The organism is Mesorhizobium erdmanii USDA 3471 (genome assembly GCF_000472705.1).
GTDB classification, from domain to species: domain Bacteria; phylum Pseudomonadota; class Alphaproteobacteria; order Rhizobiales; family Rhizobiaceae; genus Mesorhizobium; species Mesorhizobium erdmanii.
The window spans coordinates 400338-423076 of the sequence record NZ_KI421454.1; the positions used below are offsets into that span (position 1 = coordinate 400338).

The following is a 22739-nucleotide window of genomic DNA, read 5'->3' on the forward strand; positions in this document are numbered from 1 at the left end:
TTCGGTGGCGGCACGGCCCCGTTTTCCGGAAGTCTGCTGGCTCATCCGAAACAACGCAATGGACAGAATGCTAGGACGAATGAAATGAATCCCATCAATATGAGCGGAAACCTGCCCCCGCTCGTACCTCACGTTTTCGACGACATCTACCGCGCCGCGATCGCCCAGGTTCTGGATGAGGGCTCCCCTAATTCACTGATAGGTGCCCACCAATTCTGCGGTTCCGAACGCGACCGGACCGCAGGCTCGAGATTTGCGGCTCTGCGGCTACCGGAGATTCCGTCTGAGGATCGGGTGGTTGTCGCCAATGGGACGCAAAGTATTTTGTCCATGCTTTTGCATAGCCTCGTGGGGAAAGGCGGCTGCCTTGCTATCGAAGCATTGAGCTACCCGACGATGCGCCAGTTTGCCGACATCTTCGCGTTTCGCCTGAGCGCCATACCGATGGACAGTGAAGGTATAGAGCCGGAGGCCTTCGAATCGATGTGCCGCAAGGATGCGCCTTCCGCCTATTATGCGCTCCCGACCCTTCAGAATCCGACAACGGCAATCATGAGCATGGAACGGCGACAAGCAGTTGCCGAAATCTGCCGCCGCTATAATGTCGCGATCATTGAGGACGACATCTATAGTCTCTTGCCGCGTGACATTCCGCCGCCGCTCTCGTCTTTCGCACCGGAGCTTTCCTGGTACATCCTTGGCACTGCCAAATCCATGGCAGCCGCACTCAAGGTTGCCTATCTCGTTGCGCCCAAAGCAAAAGACGTACCTAAGCTGTTCTGGCCCGGGGTACGCGCGACCTACTGGATGTGCGCGCCGATCAACGCAGCCGTTGCATCCAGACTGATCGAGGGCGACGGAGCTACCTGCATCATCGATGCTGTGCGCACAGAAACGCGCGAGCGACAGGCCCTTATTGCAGCCTGCTTTACTGGTGCCGATCTCCGTACCATGCCTGAATGCCTACATGTCTGGCTTCATCTTCCGGAAGAGCGCCCGGCGGAAAAGTTCGTCGAGCTGGTGGGCTCCCTGGGGGTCAATATCAGTCCCAGCGCCACCTATGCCTTTGGTAATCGCACACCACCAAATGCGATCCGCTTTGGAACCGGGACAGCCCGCGATCGAGCCACCTTTCAACGCGGCTTGGATACCATCATCCAGGCCTACAATTGCTGAGTAACGGACATGGATACAGCGCCAAATACCTCGATCTGGACGCGGACGGCAAGCAGGTTGGATATGTCCGGCTGCCGCTCGCCGTGCACACCGATCCGGAGACGATGTCGGATACAATTTCGAGGCCATACCCGTGGTCACCATTCGCATCAGCGAGAGCCCCCGCTGTCCTGCTGATGGCAGGTAACACAATTGCTTAGGTATTCCTGTCCTCTGTTATGCTCGCCTCGGCGATCCGATGAAGCCACTCGTGGTCTTCCGGCAGAGGGGGTGCTCGCTCGCATTGTTTATGGCGATCCACAAGGCCGTAGAAGCGACTTGCTTGACTACTGGCTCGAGGAGCAGGGGGGGCGTCTACTCACCCCGAGCTATCCTGGGGATCACCCAGTGTTTCCGGCGCGTTGCTTCACTGCCGAGCGGTTCGTTAATAGCACTCCATTAGTCGCGGTTGCGTGCTCGCCTTGGCGTACCAACTCCCAGGAAGCAACTCCATCACCAAGTCCGGAAATCATTGTCGACAACGAGCCAAGCATAAGATGCACTCCCCGCGGTTCCTCATCATCAGCTTCGATGGCTTACGTCCCGACCTCGTCTCCTCCGAGTTGACGCCGAACCTTTGCCGTTTGCAGTCGCTGGGCGTCACGCTGTCGAACCATCGCACGGTTTATCCCAGCGAAACCCGTTCGGCCTTCCCGAGCCTCGTCACCGGCGCCACCACCGGACGGCACGGCATGGTCGGCAACAAATATTTCGATCGCTCGATTTCGCCGCCGCGCTATATCGATACGTCGGACGCTGTGCTCTTGCGCAAGCTCGATCTCGAAAGCGGCGGCAAACTGATGTGTGTGCCGACGATGGGCGAAATTCTCGCTTCAGCAGGCCGAAGCCTTGCCGTGCTGGCCACGAACACGCCGGGCACGACCCGCTTCTTCCATCATAAGGCGGAGGATTTCGGGCATGTTCGTCTCTCGGGACATTTCCTGGAGGCATGCACACCTGATGATGTGTTGGCGGAAGCTGAAGCCCTTGTGGGTCCGCTAACGCCGGGGCCGCCCAAGATCGAGCCGGACAAGGCTGGGCAGGACTGGATCACGTCGGCCTTTCTCAAGGTGGTCTGGCCGAAGCATCGGCCGGATGTGACGATCCTTTCCTATGGCGAGCCTGACGTAACGTCGCATTTCCATGGAACGGGAGCCGAGGCGACTCGGGGCATCATCGCTCACTGCGACCGGCAGTTTGGCCGTGTTCTCGACTGGTGGGAGGCGGAAGGTCGTGCCGAAGGCGTACAGATCATCGCAGTCTCAGATCACGGTCATATCACCGGCCATACACGTGTCTCGGTGATCGAGAGCCTGCGGGACGCCGGCTTCCGGCCAGGCGTCGCGCCGGCGCCGGAGATAGATGTCGTGGTGGTGCCCGGACAGGTGGGCGCGCTCTATCTCGCCGAACCTACTGACGAACAGATCGTGCGGCTTGTGGCGACGATCACCAGCCAACCGTGGTGTGGACCGGTCTTCACACGTGAGCGAAACGAGATCGACGGAATAGCACCCGGCAGCCTTGGCAACCATCTGGTCCTTGCCGATCACCCGCACGCACCAGACGTCTCGTTTTCCTTCCGGGCGGATAACGGTGTCGACCTCTTTGGCCTTGACGGGAGAACCTTCTATGACAACGACCGCCGCACGGGCCTAGGCGTGCATGGCGGATTGCATCCGAAAGAGCTCGCTGCCGTCGGAATTGTCGCCGGTTCGGCATTCCCAGCGCCGGGTTCCGTCTCCATGGTTCCGTCGGGCATCTGCGATTTTGCTCCGACCATTCTACACCTTCTCGGAATTGCGCAGCCGGGCACTATGAGCGGGCGCGTTATGCGCGAAGTTATTGAGCCGGCATCGCGATCTGGCCAGAATATCCGTGGAGAGGCCTTCGAGGCCACGCTCGGCGGATTCCGCCAGGTTCTTCGGCGTGTCCATGTTGGAAGCACTACCTATATTGAGGGCGGAACGGCGGAAGCGTAAGGCTGTCCTGTTTCGCTGAGTGAGTGGCCGCTTAGCCGTCCCAACTATCCGCCTTTCCAGCCAGACGGACCTTTGGCAACCGGATTGGGATTTCGTCCGTTTGCGCATACTCGCGATTCCCCGAAACGGGCTGTGTTTTTTTGAGTAATGCGCTTTATTCAGACACGGCGTTCAATTTGGTAGTGTGGTTGAACGCCGGGCGGTTTCCGTTCTTCGGCCGCTTGCAAAACCCGTGCCGAAGGTAGAAACCCCATCGCAGTCGATCGGCCGTTGGCCCATAGGAGCGCGGCGTCTCTTCTGCGAAGCGTTCGTAGGCCGTGCTCGAGAACTGCAGATGCCAATCCCTGATTACGAAAGTCGGGATGCGTGGCCGTGGCTCGCAGGCGCCAAGAAGAGCCTTCCAACCGTTTGCTTGTGGCTTGATCCTCGCGCAAGAATGTTGCGACAGAAACGATCATGTCGCCAAGAAAGACGGTCAGGTGAAATTGTTGGGCCGCATAGGAATATACTGGTGCCGGTGCACGAGCGGGCAACAGACCGATCCGTCGGACTTCCTCGCATTCGACTTCCTCGACAAGTCCAACATGAAGCGCATCCTCTGTCATGTACATTCGGGGGAACACGGGTATGAACCAGGCCGCGCTAAGGCGTTGGTATGTGAGATCCGACAGTTCCTCGTTGATGGGCATTTTTTCCCCATGGCCTTTTCTTTTGGCTGGGCGTCATTGAGTTAAATTGCCAACGACCTCAAGGCCGCGTGTTAGAACCGCGCGATCGCTCGGAACCCCAAGACCGACACGAAAGCGCTCGGGACTTGAGTCGAAATCGACTTCGAAATCATTGCCCGACCCGATGCTGACTCCGTGATCTCGACATCCGAGCATCAGTTTGTTCAGCGTCATCCCGGGCGGCACCTGAAGCCACAGGTGATAACTGGAGGGATGGCCGGTGCTTGGCGCGAGATTTAGGATTTCCGTCGCGAGCCTGCGGCGCTCGGCGGTCTCTTGCCGCACGGTTGACAGGAGTTCTTCGCAGGTCGACGTCTCCAGCCATCGGGTCGCGATTTCGGCTACGATCGGTGCAACCATCCAATTGGTGGTGCGTACGCTAGGCCAAAATACCTCAGATAGGGCTTCTCCGCTCGGGCCGACGACGTAGGCAATGCGGAGTTGGGCGGCAAGCGACTTGCTGAGGCCCTGAATATACCAGCTCCGCTCGGGCGCATATGTTGACAGGGGTGGAGGCGCAATTTCCGGAAGCACGCCATAGATGTCGTCCTCGAAAACCTGGAGATCGGTGTCTCGGGCAATCTGCGCGATCGCCGCGCGGCGCTCAGGGGACGTGATTACCGAAGTCGGATTGTGGATCGTCGGCATGCAATATAATGCGCGCGCTTTTCTGCCTTCCTGCCGGCAAACACGCAGAAGGTCGTCGGGGTCAATACCGTCATGGTCGATACTGACACCCCGCAACTGAATGCCGAGAAGCTTCGCAAGGGGCTTGATGGCGGGGTATGTGAGAGATTCTGTCAGCAGAATTCCGCTTGGACCCACGTGTTTGGCCATCAACATGATCAGCGCACTTTGCGATCCGTTGGTGAGTATCGTTGTTTCCAAAGATGGCGGTGCCCCTAACCGTCGAGATAGCCACTTTACGCCTGCGAGACGATCGCGCTCCGATCCCAAGAATCGAGGAAAGCGGATGGCCGTAGCCACATCCGTTTCGACGATCGCGTTTAACGTGGCCTTCAAACGGCCGTTAACAATCGGACACGGCGGGGGGAAGTTTCGGCCGAAGTCGATGAGCTCTGACTCTGACGTATTTCTTGATGGATCCACCAATGGCAGGATTTTGTTCATGGTTTCCTCCGTTGTGTCCTCATCCCGTTTTTCAGCATTTGCCGAAGCCCGTATTCGGCTGGCCGAGGATCGCCAAAGCGACTGACACGCATGCGGCAACAACCGAGGCGACTGGCACTGCCTTGCCGCGTATGGCGGGTACTTGAACGGGTGTTGCCACATGAAGAGCCGCAAGGACGATGAACGCAACGCACAGCAGCGTTGCAAACATGCCATCCGGAACGGCCGGTTTGCCGAGCAAAAAGATAGCCACTAGCGGCGTGTCGTAGGACACGGGAATTCCCTGGAACCGGGCGTTAGACGTTAATCCAACGTTCGCGAAATAGCTAAGCCGGAGCGCGCCGGCCATTACCAAAGAGAGGACGGCGATAAAGGACAGAAGGCTTCCATTGCCGATCAGGACGATAACGGTGGACGGAAATAGGACGCCGTGAAAGAAATCCCCGAACCCATCAAAGGTCTTCCCAAAATCCGCCATGCCTGGCCGCCGACGGTTATCCATCTTGCGGGCGACATGACCGTCCCAGTGGTCAAGGAACCACATCCAGAGCATCGATGCGGTACCAAGCTCGATGCGACCGTTCAGCGCCAGGAAAAGTCCGAGGATCGCGAACACATAGCCCGCTGCTGTAATGGCATTGGCATAGTCTCGAAGGTAGATCAGCATGGGCATACTTCCTTGACAAAGCTCTTGGTGGCGGCACCGGGCGCCGTCGGCCCGCAAGTAGAAAAAGAGGGGGCGTGCGATCCAGGTAGTTCATTCCAGAGAGCGAGTGCCATCCGTAACGTGCCTTGGCCTACTCGGCCTCCAATTGCCTTCAATCAGGATGCCGACTGACGGCTTTTCAGGCCATTGAGTGCAGCGACGACTTTCTCCAAGGCCAGTTCGATTTTTTCCGGTGGCGCTCCGAATGAAAGCCGCAGTCCTGCCTCGTCGCCGAACGTGGTTCCTGCGACCGAAGCGACACATGCTTCCTCAAGAAGGATGCAGGCAATATCATCCACCGTCCGGATTGAGCTCGTCCTCGACAGCCTGGCGAGAAGCAGCGTGAGATCGAGATAGAAGAAAAACGAGCCATCGGCACGCGGTGGTGCGACGTCTTCCAGCTTTGAAAGGATTCTTAGTCCCGCCTTCCGTATGGTGGCGAGGCGCTGATGCATCTCCCGTTCATAGCTACCGTCGCCGAGTTCGAGGTGATGCAGTATGGCGTGTTGAGCAATCACATTCGCATTCGATGTGGTGTGGCTTTGAAGCTTCTTGGCCACAGCGACTATCTCCGGTGGTGCCGCGAAATAGCCGAGGCGCCACCCGGTAATAGCCAGCTCTTTGGAAAAGGCATTGACCAGGATGGTTCGCGAACGAATGCCCGCATGAGCCATGGTGATCGACTGATGACGTTCACCGGTAAAAACAAAACCGGAGTAGCACTCGTCGGAAACGATCCAAAGGTCGTAGTTTATTGCAAGATCACCGATTTCCTGGAGGGTCGCCCGGTCGTACACTGCTCCCGTCGGATTATTCGGCGAGTTGATGATAATCGCCATCGTCTTCGGCGTTACGGCGCCCCGGATGGCGCGGATTTCAGGAATATAAGAAGGCGGTTTGGCATCCACGAAAACAGGCTTTGCGCCGGCCAGGCGAACCTGTGATGGGAATGTCGGCCAGCAGGGACGAATAATGATGACTTCGTCGCCTGGATCGAGGAGCGCCAAGGCGGCGTCAAGCAGGCCCTGTTTCGCACCTGCGGTGATGACGATGTTGTCAGTGTCCCAGGCAAGCCCGGTTTCAATCGACAGTTTTTTGGCAACGGCTCTGCGGAGAGACGCGAGGCCGATGGATTCGGTATAACGGTTTACGCCGGCATTTATGGCGTCGATCGCACCTTCGCGAACCAGTTCCGGTGGTTCGGTGATCACCTCGCCGGCGGCCAGGTCCACAATCTCGCGGCCTTGGGCTGCCGCTGCCTTAACTGCTTCCCGAGCTGCCGCGGTCCCTGGTCCGGAAAGGAGAGAAATTCGTTGCGCCAACATGTCAGTCTCCTGTTGTTCGCCTCTGCCAGGCCTCAGCCTTTAGAACCGCTCGCAACCAGGGGGCGGGCTGCAGTCAGGCCTTCTGGCGCGAAGATCCTTTCGGCGATCAGAAGATCCTCCTCGCTGTCAATCTCGTACCATTTGAGATCGTCGCACCGGGCCGCCGCGATCTGCAGGCCCTTCTGCTGAACCAACTGAGATAGCAGCTCCTCGATGTAGGATTTAACGGCGCCAGCGCCGATGAGAGCATCGAGGTGCGGGATGATCGTTGTGCGCAGATCCTCGCCGGAAAGGCGGATGAGGTTAATGGTCTTGAACAGCTGCGGTGAACCGTCCGTTAGGTTTGCAGCGGTCTGTCCCATCCGCACTTCGGCAATATATCCGTGATCCGTCAGGATCACGGCGGAACCTTCCATCGATGCGCCGAACGGGGCAACGGCTGCTACATTTTTTGCCTCGCTTATTGCGAGGCAGTGAAGCGCGTCCGGCTCAAAAAAGACATCACCTTCGAGAAGATAGGTATCGCCCATCAAGAGGACGTGGCGTGCCAGCCAGAGCGAATAGGCGCTACCGGTTCTGTCGAAAACATCGGATTCGACATAACTGATCTCGAGACTTCCGAAGCAGTTGCCGCAGGAATATTCGATTGCGTCCTTGCGATAGCCGACGACGATAGTGACCGCTTCTACACCAACCATCTCGAGGTTTCGCAGTGCGTTGTGGAGGATCGGAGTGCCATTGACTTCAACCAAGGGCTTTGGCCGCAAGTCGGTCAGCGGTCGCAGACGCGAGCCGAAACCAGCGGCGAGAATAACGGCTTGCCTTGGATAGATGTCGGTCATTGGTTATCCCTTGGTGCGGTGCCTTTGCGGACTATTCGTAGTTCCCATGCGCTGAAGCCGGCAGCGAGACAGCCCAGGCCGGGTTCGGGCTTTTTAGGCGGAATGCCATAAAGCCGCGCTGCCCGTGGGCTGATACAGCCCGACCGGGTATTGTAGCGATCAACGCCCTTTCGGATGCGTCGATCGTCCTCCGCAAATCGTCGAGACCAGATCGCTCCAGATTTCGCTAGCCGTCAGATCGACGATCTCTCGGCTGGCGTCCCTGGCAGCCTTTTGGCGGCGCGCGCCGCCGCCGTTCCCGAGGATTTTAAAAAGGGTGTCCGTTGCGCCAGCACGGGCGCCTCCATCCATCTTTTTCGAGGAGCCGCTCGCCGTGGTCCTTGGCCGTCCAAGCATGTGCGCTCCCGTTTTCGTTTTGCTTTTTCAAAAGACGGGCTGGGCCTGCTACCGGACGCCGGTCGCCGTCTGGGGCAGATATTTCTCTTCCGCCGCTGAGAGTTCCTGGTAGTTGAGGAGATCGAAGAGTTCGTCGAGCGTCGCCACCTCGTCCTCGATACCGGCGATACTTTCTTCGCGGAGGATGCGGTCGCAGACCTGGCGCATGGCCGAGATCGCCGCGCGCATGTTATGGTTCGCCCAGATGACTGTGGAGATTCCGGCCGCCCGATACGCGGAGACCGGCGTGCGATAATATTTCGTAGGCACGATCACGACCGGAAGGCGGTTCTGCCAAGCGCGCGTGAAGGCGAAAATCTGCTCAGCGTTGGACTTGCGGGAATGAATTAGAATGGCATCGGCGCCCGCCTCAGCGTATGCTTGCGCCCGCGCCAGCGCCTCATCCTCTCCGTGGCCGGCGATGAGCGCCTCGATCCGGGCGACCAGAACGAACTCCGCATCCGGCACTTGGTCCTTCACTGCCTTAAGCCGGCCGCAGAACTCGGGAATATCGGCCAACGGGTGCCGATCACCGACGAACGAGTTCATTTTCGGGAACGCCGTGTCCTCAAGACATATGCCGCTCGCACCATGTTGGCGCAGCTTGCGGGCGACCATACGGGCATTGTTGAAGTTCCCGAACCCGCTGTCCCCGTCGACGAGGACTGGAATGTCCACCGTGTCGGTGATTCGCTCAACGACATCGACGACTTGGGACCAGGAAGCTTCGTTAGCATCTCGATATCCGAGGCTGGATGAAATCGAGAGGCCGGACGCCCAGAGCGCCTTGAAGCCAGCGCGCTCGGCAATCGCCGCCGAAAGGCCGTCATGAGCCTCCATTGCGAAGGCGAGTTCACTGGACGCGATCATTCGGCGCAAGCTCTCTCGCGTCTGCGCACCAGACTGCCTCTCCACCATGCGGTCTCACCTCCACCGACGCTGTCCAGCCGACAAGCCTGTCATCGCTGCCGCACGAAGTACTTTCAGAGGCGAACCGCTCTGCCCACCGATCGGCGATCTGCCACTGTCGTGCACCCATACAGAACCAATGAAGCAAGGCGCGTGCCGAATTGGCGAACCACCTGCGCCGCACCAGTTCTCCATACCGGCGGGCCAGGTCCCCTCTCGACCCTTGGTCGGGCTTCCGACATCCTCGTCCAACTTCGGACACAAGAGGGGCCGTGGGAGTGGCTATTCGTCTGCGCCGTGGCGGCCGTCCCGTCAGGCTGCCGATCAACGATCGCAAGCGAGATGGCCCAGAGAGCGGAAGACCGGCGATCCGTGCAGGCAAGGTGACCGACGGCGTTGGTCTTCGATCCCGACAATCGCCAGGCGGCTTGATTATTTATCCATGCCGCATGGACGAATTGTCGAGCATCGGCATGCGAGATTTCAGGACCCCAGTGGCCGCCCCGAACTTCAAGCCTTGACCTGACCAAGCGACTTGTTGATCGCTGGAATGATCTTGTCTCCCCAGAGCTCAATCTGGCGCAGCATCGTCTTTTGGTCGAAATCTCCCAATTGGGTCTGAATTGCGATCTGGTCCGGCTTCAGGATACTTATCTCTTCCAGCAGGCGATCGATGACGCGACTTACGCTGCCGATCGGCAGGTTCTGGCGCATGGTCTCGAACGACAGATCCTGCTGCGTCGGTGTTTCCTGCAGCAGATAGCCGTCCCGGCTCTGCTGGCGGCGCTGATGAAGTGCTTCAGATAGCCGGCGCTGGAAGCGGGCGTTGTCGAGATAGCTGTCGATCTCCGCCTGATCGTCGCTGGCATAGCAGCAGCGCAGAAGCCCTATCTTGGCGGCGGTGACATCCTTACCCCGCGAGGCCGCTGCTGCCACGATGGTCTCACGCAGCGTTCTCACGTTTTCCAAGCCGTTGTGGAACGCCGTGACGAAAAGATTGTGGCCCTCACGATAGGCCCGGCACATGCTTCGCGCGGACCCGCAGGCGATCCAGATCGGTGGGGCTGGCCTTTGGATGGTGCGCAGCGAAATCGCCGTTAAAGGTATCTTCTCATACTGGCCATTGTGCTCGAAGACCTTCTGGTTAAGGCCCTTGAGAAGGATATCCAGGTATTCCGCAAACACGGCCGGCGCCTGATCGACATCGACGCCGAAGCGCTCGAACTCGAACTGCTGGTATCCCGAGCCGACGCCGAGTTCGAGGCGGCCGTTCGAAACGATATCGGCAAAGCCGATCTCGGAGAGCAGGCGCTGCGGTTGATATAGCGGCAGCACACACACACCGGTGCCAAGGCGAATGGTGCTCGTAAGGCCAGCACAGTGCGCCACCATCATCAAGGGCGAGGGAACCAGGCTGTAATTGTTGAAGTGGTGCTCGGCGAACCAAGCGGTGTTGAAGCCAGCCTGCTCCGAAGCGATTGTCTGTTCTATGGAGTTACCGATGACGCTGTCGCACGATTGATGATAGCCTCGCTGGGCCGCCAAGATGAACGTCGCGAATTCCATGGCCTGTCCCTCGTTTACACAAAGTGGCCAATCAAGCCTTCGACTTGTGCCGATTGCGGGTGGGCCGCGGTATCGATCCGGCCTGGCGGCGACGTAGTCGACGATCTTGCGCAAAGCCGCTTATCGTTCGGCGGCCGCAGGAAAGCGCCAAAACCTGGCTAGTGATTCGACCCTGATGACGAGTTTTCCGTCACCGATGAAGACGATCACTTGGCAAGCCGCGCTTGGCACGTGCCATGCAGCCGCAGTCTCAATCCTCGAACCTCGTCGGCTTCGACGAACCGCAACCCGTCGCCGGCGAACATTCCGTTGGATTTTCTTGATCGGTTGGCTGGGCGTTTCGCGCGTCAGCCAACGAGGTCAAGCCGCCGTCCACGTAGAGGGTCGAGCCGTTTACGTATGAGGCATCAGGCGAGGCCAGAAAGAACACTGCCTCGGCGACGTCTTCGGGCTCTCCCATCCGCCCCATCGGGATGCGCCGTTTGATCGCTACGGAATCGATGCAGCCGGACTCGACCAGCTGAGCAATGTCAGGCGTACGGATATAGCCAAGAGCGACGGTTGCCGTTCGGATGCCGACCGACCCGAGTTCGGCCGCCATGCACCGGGTCAGAATGTTCATACCCGCCCTGGACGCCCCATAGGCATGGCGCGGCACGAAGGGCAGGAAACTATTGATCGATCCAAGATTGAGGATTACGCCGCCGGCGTCCATCGACTTGATCGCCTCGCGCGCGCAGGTGAAGGTGCCGGTGAGATTGACGTCCAGCACCCGCTCGATCTGTTGCGGGATTTCGATCCCTCGCACAAACGTATCGGCAATAGCAGCACAGTTGACGAGGACCTCGATGCGACCGAAGCGCCCCCGTATTTCCTCGAACAGCGCCACCACGTCGCTCTCGACCGCCAAGTCGACGGATTTCGCCACGTGCCTGCCGCCCAGCAAATCAGCGAGTTCTGCCGCCCCAGCACCATCTTTATCAGCAATCACGACTGTGTCGGAGTTCGCGGCGAACGACGGCGGCGCCTATACCGTTCGCGCCGCCCGTCACGACCACTGTGCGCGCGCCAGTTCGTTCGACCGGCCGGAAGAGTTCGGCTCGAGGCGTCTCGTCGACCGGCGGGTGCGCGTCGCCCGGCTGGTTGAACGACATCCAACCGCCGTCGACCGTCAGCACCGATCCTGTGATGTAGCCCGTCTGTGCGCTGGCCAAAAAACGCACGGCCCGAGCGATCTCGTCGGGGCGCGCCATTCGCCCCATGGGCACGCGGCGGCGCACGGCCGCGAGGTCCATCTTGCCCGCACGTTCCAGTTCCGCCACCATCGGCGTGCGCACGTATCCTGGCGCTACCGCCGTTACGCGGATGCCGCGCGAGGCCCACTCGCATGCAAGCGATCTCGTGAGAGCGATCAAGCCTGCCTTCGAGCTGGCATAGGCGTTGCGCTTGGGATTGCCGAGCACGCCCGCCAGCGAAGCGACGTTGACAATGGCAGCGCCGGGCTGCATGCGCCTCGCCGCTTCGCCGGCCATGATGAAAGGCCCGATCAGATTTGTTGCCAGCACGCGTCGGAAGGCCTCGAAACCGGTGTCGATAGTCGCAGCCATGGCGGGTCCTATCGCCGCGTTGTTGACGAGAACATCGATTTTCGCGAACTGCGCTTCGATGCGGCCGTATAGGGCGACAATGTCCTCTTCTCGTGAGACATCGCATTCGAGGCCCAGATGCGGATGGCCGAGACCGCCGGCCAGTTCAAGAACGCCGCTGCCAGGAAGGTCCACCGCAACGACGATGTCTCCGTCGGCGGCAACGATCTCGACCAGCGCACGGCCGATTCCGCCTGCCGCTCCCGTTATGATGACGACCCGTCCTGCCTGCTTCATATGAACCTCTCCGCAGCCAGCGTCAGAGATATCGACGCGAGTCAGCAGCAAGACCGGTCGCGGACGTCCTGGTGACGGCGAGTTTCCATACCGGGTAGACGCGTTGCGTTCCGCGACCGCTCCCGCGACGCGGCTCCGCAATTGGGAGCCTTGGAAAGCATTGTGGTGACATGCATGGCATTTTCATTTTGATGACGAGCTGCGGCGCTTCCTGAGCGCGTAAACCGGGTCATTGGGATGCGCTGCTCCGATCGGTTGCCGCAAGCCGAACCGTTCTGCATCGGGGACCGCTGGTGGGGTCTGCTCTTCGAGCCAATCGTAAACGACGGTCCGTTCGGCAATGCGCCACGCCCCTTCCCTCTTCTGAAAAAGATCGCAGTAACGGCCGCAGAGAAGCACCTGGCGTGCTTCTCCGTCATTGTCTGGTCCGCGTTGCAGCGCGGTGAAATAGCTTTCGACCACGGCCTCCGACGGGTCGATGAATTCGATCAAGACGTTCGTGATCTGGTGGATTAAGCGCGGTCCGGTTTTGAAGAGACCAAGCGCAAACTCAAAGAAGCCCTCGGCTGAGCCGCGATAGGCACCGTGATTGTCATGCGCATCGGGCCAATATGCACTGCGCAGCGCAGCCTCATCCGCGCGATCTATGCCGCGGCAGTACCGATAAAGGCAGTCGCGGATCGCCTCGCGGTCGCGCAGTTCGGTGATTTTTGCCTGGCCCATCGCTCTGTCGCAAATTTGAGATTGGAAGAGGCGTTTCGTGCCTCTAGGTGCGTGCAAGGTCGAACCGATCGGCAACTGAAGAAGCCAGAACGGAGACGAACTTCACGTGTCGCGTGCGTGTCATTGAGGTCTCGATGCCGGAGAGAAGGTAGGCAGGGAAGCGGCCGGACATCTTGCTTTGCGGTGTGGGGCCACGTCTCGTCGATTCCACCTAAGCTTCCCCAGTTCTTGGTTGCATGGCGGCTGGTTCGAACCGCGCTGCCGATGTGCGATCGACTTCCAGCGCACGTTCGGGGCAGGATCGCGCGCCTTGTGACGCAAGCAGTTGCTCCCCCTCCGCAACCTGAATGTCACCGGGCAGGATGTAGCCATCGTCATCAAGCTTGAAGATGTCCGGCGCTTGCGCCCAGCATCGCGCGTGACCCTGGCATTTGGCATTGTGGACGATAATGCGCATAGCGCTGCCTCCATTGTCTTGGCATGGCTCGGCGATGGTCATGACCAGTCCAGGATCAGATTTTCGATCCCGAACACATGGCCGCCACAGGTGATGGGCGCTGTACCCTCCTTGATCCGGAAGGTCGGTATGCGCGCCAGCCACTCCTCCAGGCCAATGACAATCTCGCGCCGGGCAAGGTGTGAGCCAAGGCAACGGTGGGGACCATAGCCAAAGGCGGCGTGGCGGTTGTGCTCTCGCGCCAGATCGACCGTGTTGGGGGATTCGAATTCCTCCGGGTCGCGATTTGCAATCATCGTGGCGCACGAAACATAGTCCCCCTTTCGGATCGGCGCGCCTTCGAAGTCGATATCTTTCGTAGCCACGCGGATCAACTGAATGGGCGGATAGGCCCGCAGCAACTCTTCGGTTGCGAGCAGGATGCGGTCCGGTTCGCTGCGCAGCAGTTCCTGATCCTTGAGGTTGCGCGCTAGATAAGCCAGGTCAAAGCCAATAGCTGCTGCGACAGTGTCAAGTCCCGCGACGAACACGAGCACGCCGATGCCACGGATCTCCCCGTCGGTTAGCCGGCGGCCTTCGATCTGTGCCTGCACGATGAAGGTCATGAGATCGTCGACCGGATCCTTGCGGCGATTGGTTGCAAGTTCATCGATGAAAGCCACAATCTTGCGGGCAGCCACAGGTCGTTCCACATCGTCGCCGTGGAGCAGATCTTTCGCCCAGCCGACAAATGTATCGAGTCCCTGATCCGGCAACCCCAGAAAGCGAAGGAAGATGCTGACAGTGAACGGAAAGGCAAAATCCTTCATGACGTCGCAGCTCGTGGCCGATGCGGTGATCCGGTCGATCAGGGCTATCGCTCGCTCACGGACAGCCGGTTCCAGTGCCGTCACCCGCTTGGGCGAAAGCAGCGGACTGAGCAGTGAGCGAAATGCGCCATGGGCCGGTGGATCGAGCTCAAGCGGGATCGTCGGCCAGGTTTCGCCCAGTATGGAGGAGAAGATGCTGCGATGGCTGGAAAAAGTTTCAGCGTCCTGCAGCACCTTACGCTGGTCTGCGGCGCGGGTGATGACCCAGGTGCCCCGGCCATCTTGCGTGTTGTAGGGGGAATAGAAGATCGGAGGCCCGTCATGGGCGCAAGCGACGGCTGCGTGTGGATCCCCGTTGGGCGTTGGTGGCATGCCTGGCGATGTGAACAGGCTGAAGTCTCTCACCATTTCGGGCGGGACATGATCTGGAACCGGGTTGATCGCCATTGCATTTCTCCTGCCGTCTAACCACTAACCAGGCCGCGCACCATGGCATCTTGGCCATCCAGCAAGCTTGTTGCCCTCTTGGCCAGACCGCTGCCTGCCCGCCAAAGAGCCGACGAGCGAAATCGTCGGAGACCCGGCGTTTTCCAGCTTCGAACGGCGAACCGGAATGAAGCTCTTGCTCCACAGCGGTTCGGGGTCGATCATCTCTTCGAGGATATCCGCAGCGCGGCACGCGAAAGACCGGTTGGCCGCCGAAGTGCTCGCCGGTCTCCTCAAGCGCCGGCGAGAGGGCAGGAGCAAGCACATTCTGGTCGAACCGTATCTGCAGGTCGATCGGTGGCCATTGGCCGGTGCCGGGCGGTTGTGACGGTGACGCCAGTCACGCCGGTCGATATTGCATTCCGCGGGCAATGCCCGTTTCGGATAGAATCTGAACTGACGCTGACCTGACATGCCGTCCTCCTTCATTGCATTGAGCGCGATATCACTCACGAATGGACGCCAGTCGGTATCTCCTGCCGTCTCACATGAGAGCTTCAAAAGTCGTGCCAACGGCGCGGAAAGAGCCCTGCAGGAGATTTTCTACATATCATTCAACAGCTTGAACGAATGCGCAGCCGCAAGCCTGGCGGAGCAAAGCCGTGTCCCGGACATGACAAACCCGACAGCAAGGTCGCGGCAGCTTCAAAATGCTCCGAGAGCACAAGGCGGCTTTTTCCGTCACCTTGGGACCGTGCCCGCCTCACGCAAGCGCGGTTCAGAAAGATCACATGGCCAGCTTGCTAATGGACGTGCTGGCTTTTTTGTACCCGTTGTCGATTTCGAAGCGGTCTCGCGAGCGTCGATAGGGCGAAGCGCGTGGGCCTGTCAGCCGTCTCAATCCTGAGAACGGAGGCCATAGGGACCCTCGTCAGGTTAACCCCGATCGACTCCTGTCCCTCGTTCCGAGTTTGAGCCCAGATTTTCGCTTCGAATACGAGCCACGTGTTCGCCGCGCCGGCGACCCGGCGACCCTCCGGTCCGACTTCCGACATTTTTGTCCAGCTTCGGACAAAGAGGGGCGCGGCTTGATACGCATAAACGGGATCCCCTCTGCCCAGAGCTCACGATCAGATGATTATGGGCGCGCTCGCTCTCGGCGAAGGCACGGTCTTGGCCGCTCAAGGCAAAGAGTGTCGCTGCAAAAAACAGTGTGACCCCCAGCCTGAAAATCAAATGGCACGGCGCTTGCGTCGTACTCGGCAGAACCCATCACAAGGTGGCCAGGAGTAAGACCATTGCTGACATCGCGACGCCCCGTACAAGCGCCTAGTGAAACCGTTCTCGTGCCGCCACAAATCGAGAACGCCCGTGCTCGCGAGCGGTTTTGCCATGGCTGATCCAAGGTCGACGCAAAACGCGCGGCGCTCGACCGAATTGCCGGCCGCGGTCGATGCCGTGTCAGTTTCAACCGAAAAAGCAGCGCACCAGTTTTCCTCCAGGAGCACATTGATGACCGTCAAAAAAAAGGTTCCTTTCGTCACCTTTCGCACGCGTGTTCGCGATGATTCCATCGAGGGACCAAACCCGCACCGCTGGGAAGACAAGACATCCGACGACTGTTTCAGCGGCAAGCGCATCATCCTGTTCTCGCTGCCCGGTGCCTTCACCCCGACCTGCTCGACCTTCCAGTTGCCCGATTTCGAAATGCTCTACGACGAGTTCGAGAAGGAGGGAATTGACGCAATCTACTGCGTTTCCGTCAACGATGCGTTCGTCATGAATGCGTGGGGCAAGGCCCTGGGGCTGAAGAAAGTCCAGCTCATCCCAGACGGCTCGGGCGAGTTCACCCGCAAGATGGGCATGCTGGTTGCCAAGGACAATCTCGGCTTCGGCATGCGCTCCTGGCGCTACGCTGCCGTGATCAACAATAGCGTGGTGGAGCAGTGGTTCGAGGAGGACGGTTTCTGCGACAACTGCGAGGCCGACCCCTATGGCGTATCGTCGCCGCAGAACGTCCTTGAAACGCTGAGAGCCGCCAAAGCCGTGACGGCTGCATGATCTAGACGAGTCAACGTCTCGAAAGTCCCCTTGCACAAGGCGAAGGGTCGCTCGGTAGGAGTTTCACGCTAGCCATGGAGTCCTCAGCAAGCCTGCTTCAGCGTCAGAAGCAATCGTTGGTTTTGACGCCGCAAATGATGGAATCCATTCGCCTGTTGCAACTGGCGCATCCCGAACTGCATCAGTTCGTCGAGCAGGAAATCGAGAAGAACCCCTTTCTGGAACGGGCATCAAACCGGGCGCCGAAGGACATTCCGTCGATTTCGGCCGGGAACCCGCGCATCGGGCCGACCACGGGCGGAATATCGGATCAGGCCTCGCAGTGGAAATCAATCCGCGGCAAAAACAATGTCCAACCGGGGGGAAACCATGCGTTCGAAGATACCTGGACGTCCATCGAAACATTGCACGACCATGTCGCTCGTCAGATCGCTCTCAGCGCATTCGCGCCGCTGGAGCGGCGAATAGCTGGCGAGCTTGCCGGTCATCTGGAAGACACCGGATACCTTCCGGTGAACCTTGCGGAACTGGCCCGCAGCCTGAATGTCCGGGAGGCTGTTGTGGAACGGGTTCTCGGAACCTTGCAGCAGTTCGATCCACCGGGTATTTTTGCGCGAACTCTCAGCGAATGCCTTGAGATACAATTGCGGCAGCTAGACAGGTTCGACCCGGCAATGGCAGCGCTGGTCGCCAATCTTGAAGCGCTGGCGCGACGCGATTTTCAAACATTGAAGCGCCATTGCGGTGTCGATGAAGACGACCTTCTCGACATGTTGCACGAAATCCGCGCGCTGGATCCCAAGCCCGGAAACCGATTCCAATCCGGAGGGCCTGAATCGATCATTCCCGACGTCTTGGTCCAGCCCTCTCCCGGAGGTGGGTGGCAAATCGAACTCAATCCAGACACGCTGCCCAGGCTGCTGATGAACCAAAACTATTTTGCCCAGGTCTCCCGCCTAAGCGCTCAAAATTCGAAAGATCAGTCATTTCTCAACGAATGCCTCCAAAACGCGAACTGGCTAATCCGCAGCCTTGATCAGCGCGCCAAGACGATCCTCAAGGTAGCGGCTGAAATCATCCGCCAGCAGGACGCCTTTTTTGAACATGGGGTCGCCCACCTGCGGCCTCTCAATCTCAGGACTGTCGCGGATGCGATCAACGTGCACCAGTCGACGGTAAGCCGGGTAACGTCGAACAAGTACATGCTGACCCCGCGCGGCGTGTTCGAACTGAAGTATTTTTTCACTGTCGCGATCGGCTCCTGTGAAGGCGGCGACGCGTACTCCGCCGAAGCTGTCCGCCATCAAATCAAGGCGATGGTTGCCGTGGAATCGCCCAACGAAGTGCTTTCCGACGACGACATCGCCACCCGGCTCAAGGAAACCGGGATCGACATTGCTCGCCGCACCGTTGCGAAATATCGTGAGGCGCTGAACATCCCGTCCTCCGCGCGACGTCGCCGGGAAAAGCGCGTGCGTCTTCGATGCCAATCAAGCCCGGGCGGCGGCGGCGACGAAAGCGGCTCTTAAGCGAGCCCGTTCTTGATCCGTGCCAAGTGGCTTTCGCCTTCCTCCGGGCCAAAACAGCTTTCGAAATCGCCGCATTCCCGACAGCTGGGCGCGGTGCATAGCGAAAAGCCTTCAGCCTCGCAGAGCTTACGATAGAAATACTTCTTCCATTTCATGTTTTTGGTGTTGCCGGCCGCCAGCGCCGGGAAATGCCTGGCCATTAAGCGGCTGAGTTCGGCCCGATTGAAAAGGCCAAGGTCCTGCCACAGATGGTCATTGCGCAAACTGCGCCTGGCGATGATCTTGGCGAAGAGGGTGCACGCCGGATCGCCTGGCCTGGCATGCCCAATAAGCAAGCCGCGCAGAAGCCCTTCCTCCATATCCGGCTCGGGATCGGTCAGCTTTTCCAGCGCGAAGGCGTTGACGGGAACAGCCGGGAAATAGCGTGTCATGACATCTCGCAGGTCGGCACGCGAAAGGCCGGTTGCTTCGGTGGCGGTCGCCTTGCCGGCCTCGACCTCCTCGAACGCGAGGTAGAAAACACAGGCAAGCACATGCCGGTCGAACGCCGCCGCCTGGTCTGTCGGCGGCCATTGGCTGGTGCTGAAACAGCCACGGTGATGGGCGAATGTGGCGCCGTTCTGCTGGTCTTGTTCCCAGCTCATGCAGCAAGCTTGTCGGCCGCAAGGTGGGTCTGGCAGTTCTTCGGGCAGACGCGGCCGCAGGCGCCGCAGCCGATGCAGAGGCCGGCATGGTCGACGATCATGACCATGCGGTTGAGCTCGCCGTCGAAGTCGTCGTCCTCGCCCGCGCAGATGCCGAGGATTTCGCCTGCGTCATCGACGCCATGAAGGTGCATGACCTCGCGCGAGCAGACCTTGAAGCAGCGGCCGCAGCCGATGCAGGTCGCGCCATCGATCGCCGTCAGATAGTGCGGCGTCCAGGGAGAGCCGTCGCGGGTGACGAAAGCGCCCGTCATTGTGAATTCTCCAACGCTGCGAGTTCTTCCTTTGCCGCATCCAACTCGGCAAAAACCTCGAAGGCTTTCCAGGCGACCGCCTCGATCTCGGTCCAGTTGACCGGAAGGTCCTCGGCAAGGTCGTGCAATTCCATCTTGGCGGCTCCCGCGCGCGACTGCAGCTTGCGGACCTTCTTCTGCAACAGCGCAAGGTCTGACATGATCCCCTTCCTCGCAAGCCGGTCGTTACGCCCGCGCCATGTCGGGACGCGCTTCGATGGCCACGAGCGCATCGCCGGCGCGCCGGCCTCGGCGGGTTTCCGGAACGTCTCGAAGCCGAACCGGTGATGCCGATGGACGCTGCAGCCAGCTTATGCAATCCCGCGCGGCGAGACGCAGGTCCGTATCCTTCGAGTTCGGCATAAGAGCGGTTGAGCGCAGACGACAATCAAGATCTTGTTCCCGACGTCGACGCGGGCGGTGAGCGCATATTGTGAGGGTGTCGATTTGGCGACGCCCCTATGCCAGAGAAGGCGGATCTCGCGTGGATCCGGCGCGTTGCTTTCCTTCGCTCCATTGATCGCATCAACCAGGATCTAAATAATCGCGAGGCGGCTGCCGCCCCAGGAGGAAGCCTCAAGCGCCGTGCCGGGAACGCAGGACGCAGCTCATAAAAAGTTGTCTTCATCCCATTCATGGGTTTGCTCAACAGCGCGGCAGGAAGACAGGCCGGCACCAGGCGTGTCGTGAATTGGACAAGCCCGACGACAGGTTGCGGCCGCCTTTTCAGGAACGGCCCGACAGGATTGCTGGGGAGGCAAGCTGAATTCACGCCGCGTTCAACCGTGTTGCACATTGGTCTCATCGCACCCCTTTGTCAGTTCCAAGGCCTGCCGCTCGAACAGGCGGCGGTAGATGCCGTCGCGACGGATCAGCGCGGCATGGTCGCCCTGCTCGGTGATGCAACCACGGTCGAAGACAAGCAGCCGGTCGAGTGCCCGCACCGTCGAGAGCCGGTGCGCAATGACGAGCGTGGTGCGCCCGACCATGAGCCGCTCCATCGCCTTCTGGATCAGCACCTCCGATTCCGAGTCGAGGCTTGATGTCGCCTCGTCCAGAATGAGGATCGGGGCATCGGCGAGGAAGGCGCGCGCTATCGCCACACGCTGGCGCTCGCCGCCTGAGAGCTTCACGCCGCGTTCGCCGACCAGCGTACCGTAGCCGTTCGGCAGGCGTGCAATGAAGTCATGCGCGCTGGCGAGCCGCGCCGCCTGCTCAATGTCGGACCGAGAAGCACCCGGCCGCCCATAGGCTATGTTCTCGGCCAGCGAGCGGTGGAACAGGAGGGGCTCCTGCTGTACGATCGCGATCTGCGAGCGCAGCGAACCCTGCGTCACCCGCGAAATGTCCTGCCCATCGATCAAGATTCGTCCAGCATCCAGGTCGTAAAGCCGCTGGATGAGCTTGACGAAGGTGGTCTTGCCGGAGCCAGAGGGGCCGACCAGACCGACCCGCGCGCCGGCCTCAATCGAAATCGACAAGTCGCTGTAGAAGGGCGACCAATGATTGCCGTAGTGGAAATGGACGCTCTCAAAATCGATGTGACCCTTCGTGATCCGGATCGGCTTGGCGCCCGGAACATCGGCCACGTCGGGCGGCTGGCTGTAGGTTTCGACCAGTTCCTCCATCTCATTTGCAGAGCGCTGGATGTTGCGCACGTGCATGGAAACATCTCGCAAGTAGCCATACAGGACGGTGAAAGACGCGAGCACCAAGGCGATGTCGCCTGGGGTAGCCTGGCCGCGCGACCACACGAATAAGGCATAACCGATCAAAGCCGCTCTCATCGCAAGAAGCATGATTCCTTGGAATGCAGCACTGACCGTTCCGCGCACCCAAGTCCGGCGGGTGCGGTGCCGCCACTTGGAGATGACTTTCGCGAGGCGATGATCTTCCCGCACCTCGGCGCCGAAGCCTTTGACCACCGCGTTACAGCTGATCGCGTCGGCAAGCGAGCCGCCAAGCCTCGTGTCCCAGTTGTTTGCAAGACTTGCCGCTGGCGCCACATAGCCGAGCGACAGGATAATGATCAGCGCCACATAGCCAACCGAGCCGCAGGCGATGATCAACCCCATCATCGGCCAATACCAGCCGAGCAGAACGCTCGACCCCACGAGCATGATGAGCGACGGGAACAACGCGAAAAGGATCGTGTCGTTGAGGATGCAGAGCGCCCACATGCCGCGCGTGATCTTGCGTACCGTCGAGCCGGCGAAGGTTTTCGCATGCCAATCGGTCGAAAAGCGCTGGACGCGATGGAACGCATCGCTGGCGATGTCCGACATCATCTTCAGAATGAAATCATTGTAGGCAATGAAGGCGACGTTGCGCATGACGACGGCGCCGAGTGCGAGCGCAATCAACATTGAAAAGGCCGCAAGAGCCGCATCCCACACGACGGCGTCGGCTGCCGCTCCCTGGGCGACCGCGTCTACCAGCCGTCCGGAATAGAGCGGCATCAGAACGTCAAGGAGCGTTGCGACAAGCACCGCAATCATAATGATCGCGAGCCGGACCGGCTGCCTGTTCCAGTGGCGTATGGTGAAGGCGAAAACGTCGCGAAAGGCGGCGCCGCGCAGATCGATGTGAAAACGCCGCGTGGCTTTGTACGAGCGCAGCAGGACGCTCGGTCTCAAGAAACCTGAAATGGAAGGTCTGCGTGAGGACGAAAACATCGCTCGGAATGCGGGGGGCTGACCTGGACCTGACATGTTGCTTTCTTTCCTTCGTTCCATCGATCGCGATGTCACCCGCGAGATGAATATCGGCCGCGGGCACGCGCTGCCCTACGAGGAGAGAACCGCAAAAGCCGCGCCAAAGGCTCAGAAAGAAGCTCAGAAGAATTTTCTGCATATTCTACAATGACAAACGAGGTCTCAGCAGGGCAACGGGGGCGTAACAGTGCCGTGTCGCGCACTCGACAAACCCGACAGGACGCCTCGGTCGCGCGGGCATCCTTGGCGAACGGCCCGACAGGATTGCTCCTCACGCGAGGCGGAATCTACGCCCGCCCGATTC

20 protein-coding genes and 1 pseudogene are annotated in these 22739 nt (G+C 59.7%); 6 read left to right on the forward strand and 15 right to left on the reverse strand.

All coding sequences use genetic code 11. From position 1 onward, the window contains the following. The first annotated feature begins 84 nt into the window (after window positions 1-84). A complete protein-coding gene (locus tag A3AU_RS01000000136655; protein WP_051355532.1) occupies window positions 85-1176 on the forward strand; it encodes an aminotransferase-like domain-containing protein in 1092 nt (363 codons plus the stop codon). 536 nt (window positions 1177-1712) lie between these two features. Then, entirely contained in the window at window positions 1713-3194 is a 1482-nt protein-coding gene (locus A3AU_RS0132325; RefSeq protein WP_027056538.1) for an alkaline phosphatase family protein, read from the forward strand. Window positions 3195-3352: 158 nt separating this feature from the next. Here A3AU_RS0132325 and A3AU_RS1000000139405 read toward each other — a convergent pair whose 3' ends face one another. The 11 genes and pseudogenes from A3AU_RS1000000139405 to A3AU_RS0132385 form a co-directional block, all read right to left on the reverse strand. Beyond that, on the reverse strand, window positions 3353-3883 hold the full coding sequence (locus tag A3AU_RS1000000139405; protein WP_154674714.1) for a GNAT family N-acetyltransferase: 531 nt from the start codon (window positions 3881-3883) through the stop codon (window positions 3353-3355). A 33-nt stretch (window positions 3884-3916) separates the two neighbouring features. After that, entirely contained in the window at window positions 3917-5053 is a 1137-nt protein-coding gene (locus A3AU_RS0132335; protein ID WP_161633560.1) for an aminotransferase-like domain-containing protein, read from the reverse strand. Window positions 5054-5084: 31 nt separating this feature from the next. After that, window positions 5085-5720 (reverse strand): CDP-alcohol phosphatidyltransferase family protein, encoded by a 636-nt coding sequence (locus tag A3AU_RS0132340; RefSeq protein ID WP_027056541.1) that lies wholly within the window; start codon window positions 5718-5720, stop codon window positions 5085-5087. A 155-nt stretch (window positions 5721-5875) separates the two neighbouring features. After that, window positions 5876-7084: a pyridoxal phosphate-dependent aminotransferase gene (locus A3AU_RS0132345; RefSeq protein WP_027056542.1), complete on the reverse strand. Its 1209-nt coding sequence runs from the start codon at window positions 7082-7084 to the stop codon at window positions 5876-5878. A gap of 32 nt (window positions 7085-7116) precedes the next feature. Then, complete coding sequence (locus A3AU_RS0132350) at window positions 7117-7926, reverse strand: phosphocholine cytidylyltransferase family protein (RefSeq protein ID WP_027056543.1); 810 nt, start codon at window positions 7924-7926, stop codon at window positions 7117-7119. Between the two features lie 444 nt (window positions 7927-8370). Then, window positions 8371-9279 carry a phosphoenolpyruvate mutase gene (gene aepX / locus A3AU_RS0132355; protein ID WP_027056544.1) on the reverse strand — a complete coding sequence of 303 codons (909 nt, stop codon included), beginning with the start codon at window positions 9277-9279 and terminating at the stop codon, window positions 8371-8373. Between the two features lie 501 nt (window positions 9280-9780). Continuing rightward, window positions 9781-10836: an LLM class flavin-dependent oxidoreductase gene (locus A3AU_RS0132360; protein ID WP_027056545.1), complete on the reverse strand. Its 1056-nt coding sequence runs from the start codon at window positions 10834-10836 to the stop codon at window positions 9781-9783. 250 nt (window positions 10837-11086) lie between these two features. Continuing rightward, window positions 11087-12719: pseudogene (locus tag A3AU_RS1000000137150) on the reverse strand (SDR family oxidoreductase). A 183-nt stretch (window positions 12720-12902) separates the two neighbouring features. Beyond that, window positions 12903-13442 carry a nuclear transport factor 2 family protein gene (locus A3AU_RS0132370; protein WP_027056546.1) on the reverse strand — a complete coding sequence of 180 codons (540 nt, stop codon included), beginning with the start codon at window positions 13440-13442 and terminating at the stop codon, window positions 12903-12905. A 211-nt stretch (window positions 13443-13653) separates the two neighbouring features. Continuing rightward, window positions 13654-13899 carry a ferredoxin gene (locus A3AU_RS0132380; RefSeq protein ID WP_027056547.1) on the reverse strand — a complete coding sequence of 82 codons (246 nt, stop codon included), beginning with the start codon at window positions 13897-13899 and terminating at the stop codon, window positions 13654-13656. Window positions 13900-13937: 38 nt separating this feature from the next. Beyond that, window positions 13938-15155: a cytochrome P450 gene (locus tag A3AU_RS0132385; protein WP_027056548.1), complete on the reverse strand. Its 1218-nt coding sequence runs from the start codon at window positions 15153-15155 to the stop codon at window positions 13938-13940. Between the two features lie 166 nt (window positions 15156-15321). Here A3AU_RS0132385 and A3AU_RS0132390 point away from each other — a divergent pair, with 166 nt between their 5' ends. The 3 genes from A3AU_RS0132390 (at window position 15322) to rpoN (ending at window position 18724) form a co-directional block, all read left to right on the forward strand. Next, window positions 15322-15522, forward strand: a complete 201-nt coding sequence (locus A3AU_RS0132390) for a hypothetical protein (protein WP_027056549.1) — start codon at window positions 15322-15324, stop codon at window positions 15520-15522. Between the two features lie 1124 nt (window positions 15523-16646). Next, window positions 16647-17195: a peroxiredoxin gene (locus A3AU_RS0132395; protein WP_027056550.1), complete on the forward strand. Its 549-nt coding sequence runs from the start codon at window positions 16647-16649 to the stop codon at window positions 17193-17195. A gap of 74 nt (window positions 17196-17269) precedes the next feature. Continuing rightward, window positions 17270-18724, forward strand: coding sequence for an RNA polymerase factor sigma-54 (gene rpoN / locus A3AU_RS01000000136665; protein ID WP_051355533.1), 1455 nt, complete (start codon window positions 17270-17272; stop codon window positions 18722-18724). On the opposite strand, the gene A3AU_RS0132405 is transcribed toward rpoN, so the two are convergent. The 4 genes from A3AU_RS0132405 to A3AU_RS0132425 all read right to left on the reverse strand — a co-directional run bounded on the left by A3AU_RS0132405 (window position 18721) and on the right by A3AU_RS0132425 (window position 22396). After that, window positions 18721-19368, reverse strand: coding sequence for a nitrogen fixation protein NifQ (locus A3AU_RS0132405; RefSeq protein ID WP_027056551.1), 648 nt, complete (start codon window positions 19366-19368; stop codon window positions 18721-18723). The genes rpoN and A3AU_RS0132405 overlap by 4 nt on opposite strands. Next, complete coding sequence (gene fdxB, locus A3AU_RS0132410; RefSeq protein ID WP_027056552.1) at window positions 19365-19682, reverse strand: ferredoxin III, nif-specific; 318 nt, start codon at window positions 19680-19682, stop codon at window positions 19365-19367. The genes A3AU_RS0132405 and fdxB overlap by 4 nt, the downstream gene beginning before the upstream one ends. Then, on the reverse strand, window positions 19679-19882 hold the full coding sequence (locus tag A3AU_RS0132415) for a CCE_0567 family metalloprotein (protein ID WP_027033180.1): 204 nt from the start codon (window positions 19880-19882) through the stop codon (window positions 19679-19681). Before A3AU_RS0132415 ends, fdxB begins: the two co-directional genes overlap by 4 nt. A gap of 618 nt (window positions 19883-20500) precedes the next feature. After that, window positions 20501-22396 carry an ABC transporter ATP-binding protein gene (locus A3AU_RS0132425; protein WP_245235627.1) on the reverse strand — a complete coding sequence of 632 codons (1896 nt, stop codon included), beginning with the start codon at window positions 22394-22396 and terminating at the stop codon, window positions 20501-20503. A gap of 34 nt (window positions 22397-22430) precedes the next feature. On the opposite strand from A3AU_RS0132425, the gene A3AU_RS1000000139410 reads away from it, so the two are divergent. After that, window positions 22431-22586, forward strand: a complete 156-nt coding sequence (locus tag A3AU_RS1000000139410) for a hypothetical protein (protein WP_154674715.1) — start codon at window positions 22431-22433, stop codon at window positions 22584-22586. Window positions 22587-22739: the final 153 nt, after the last annotated feature.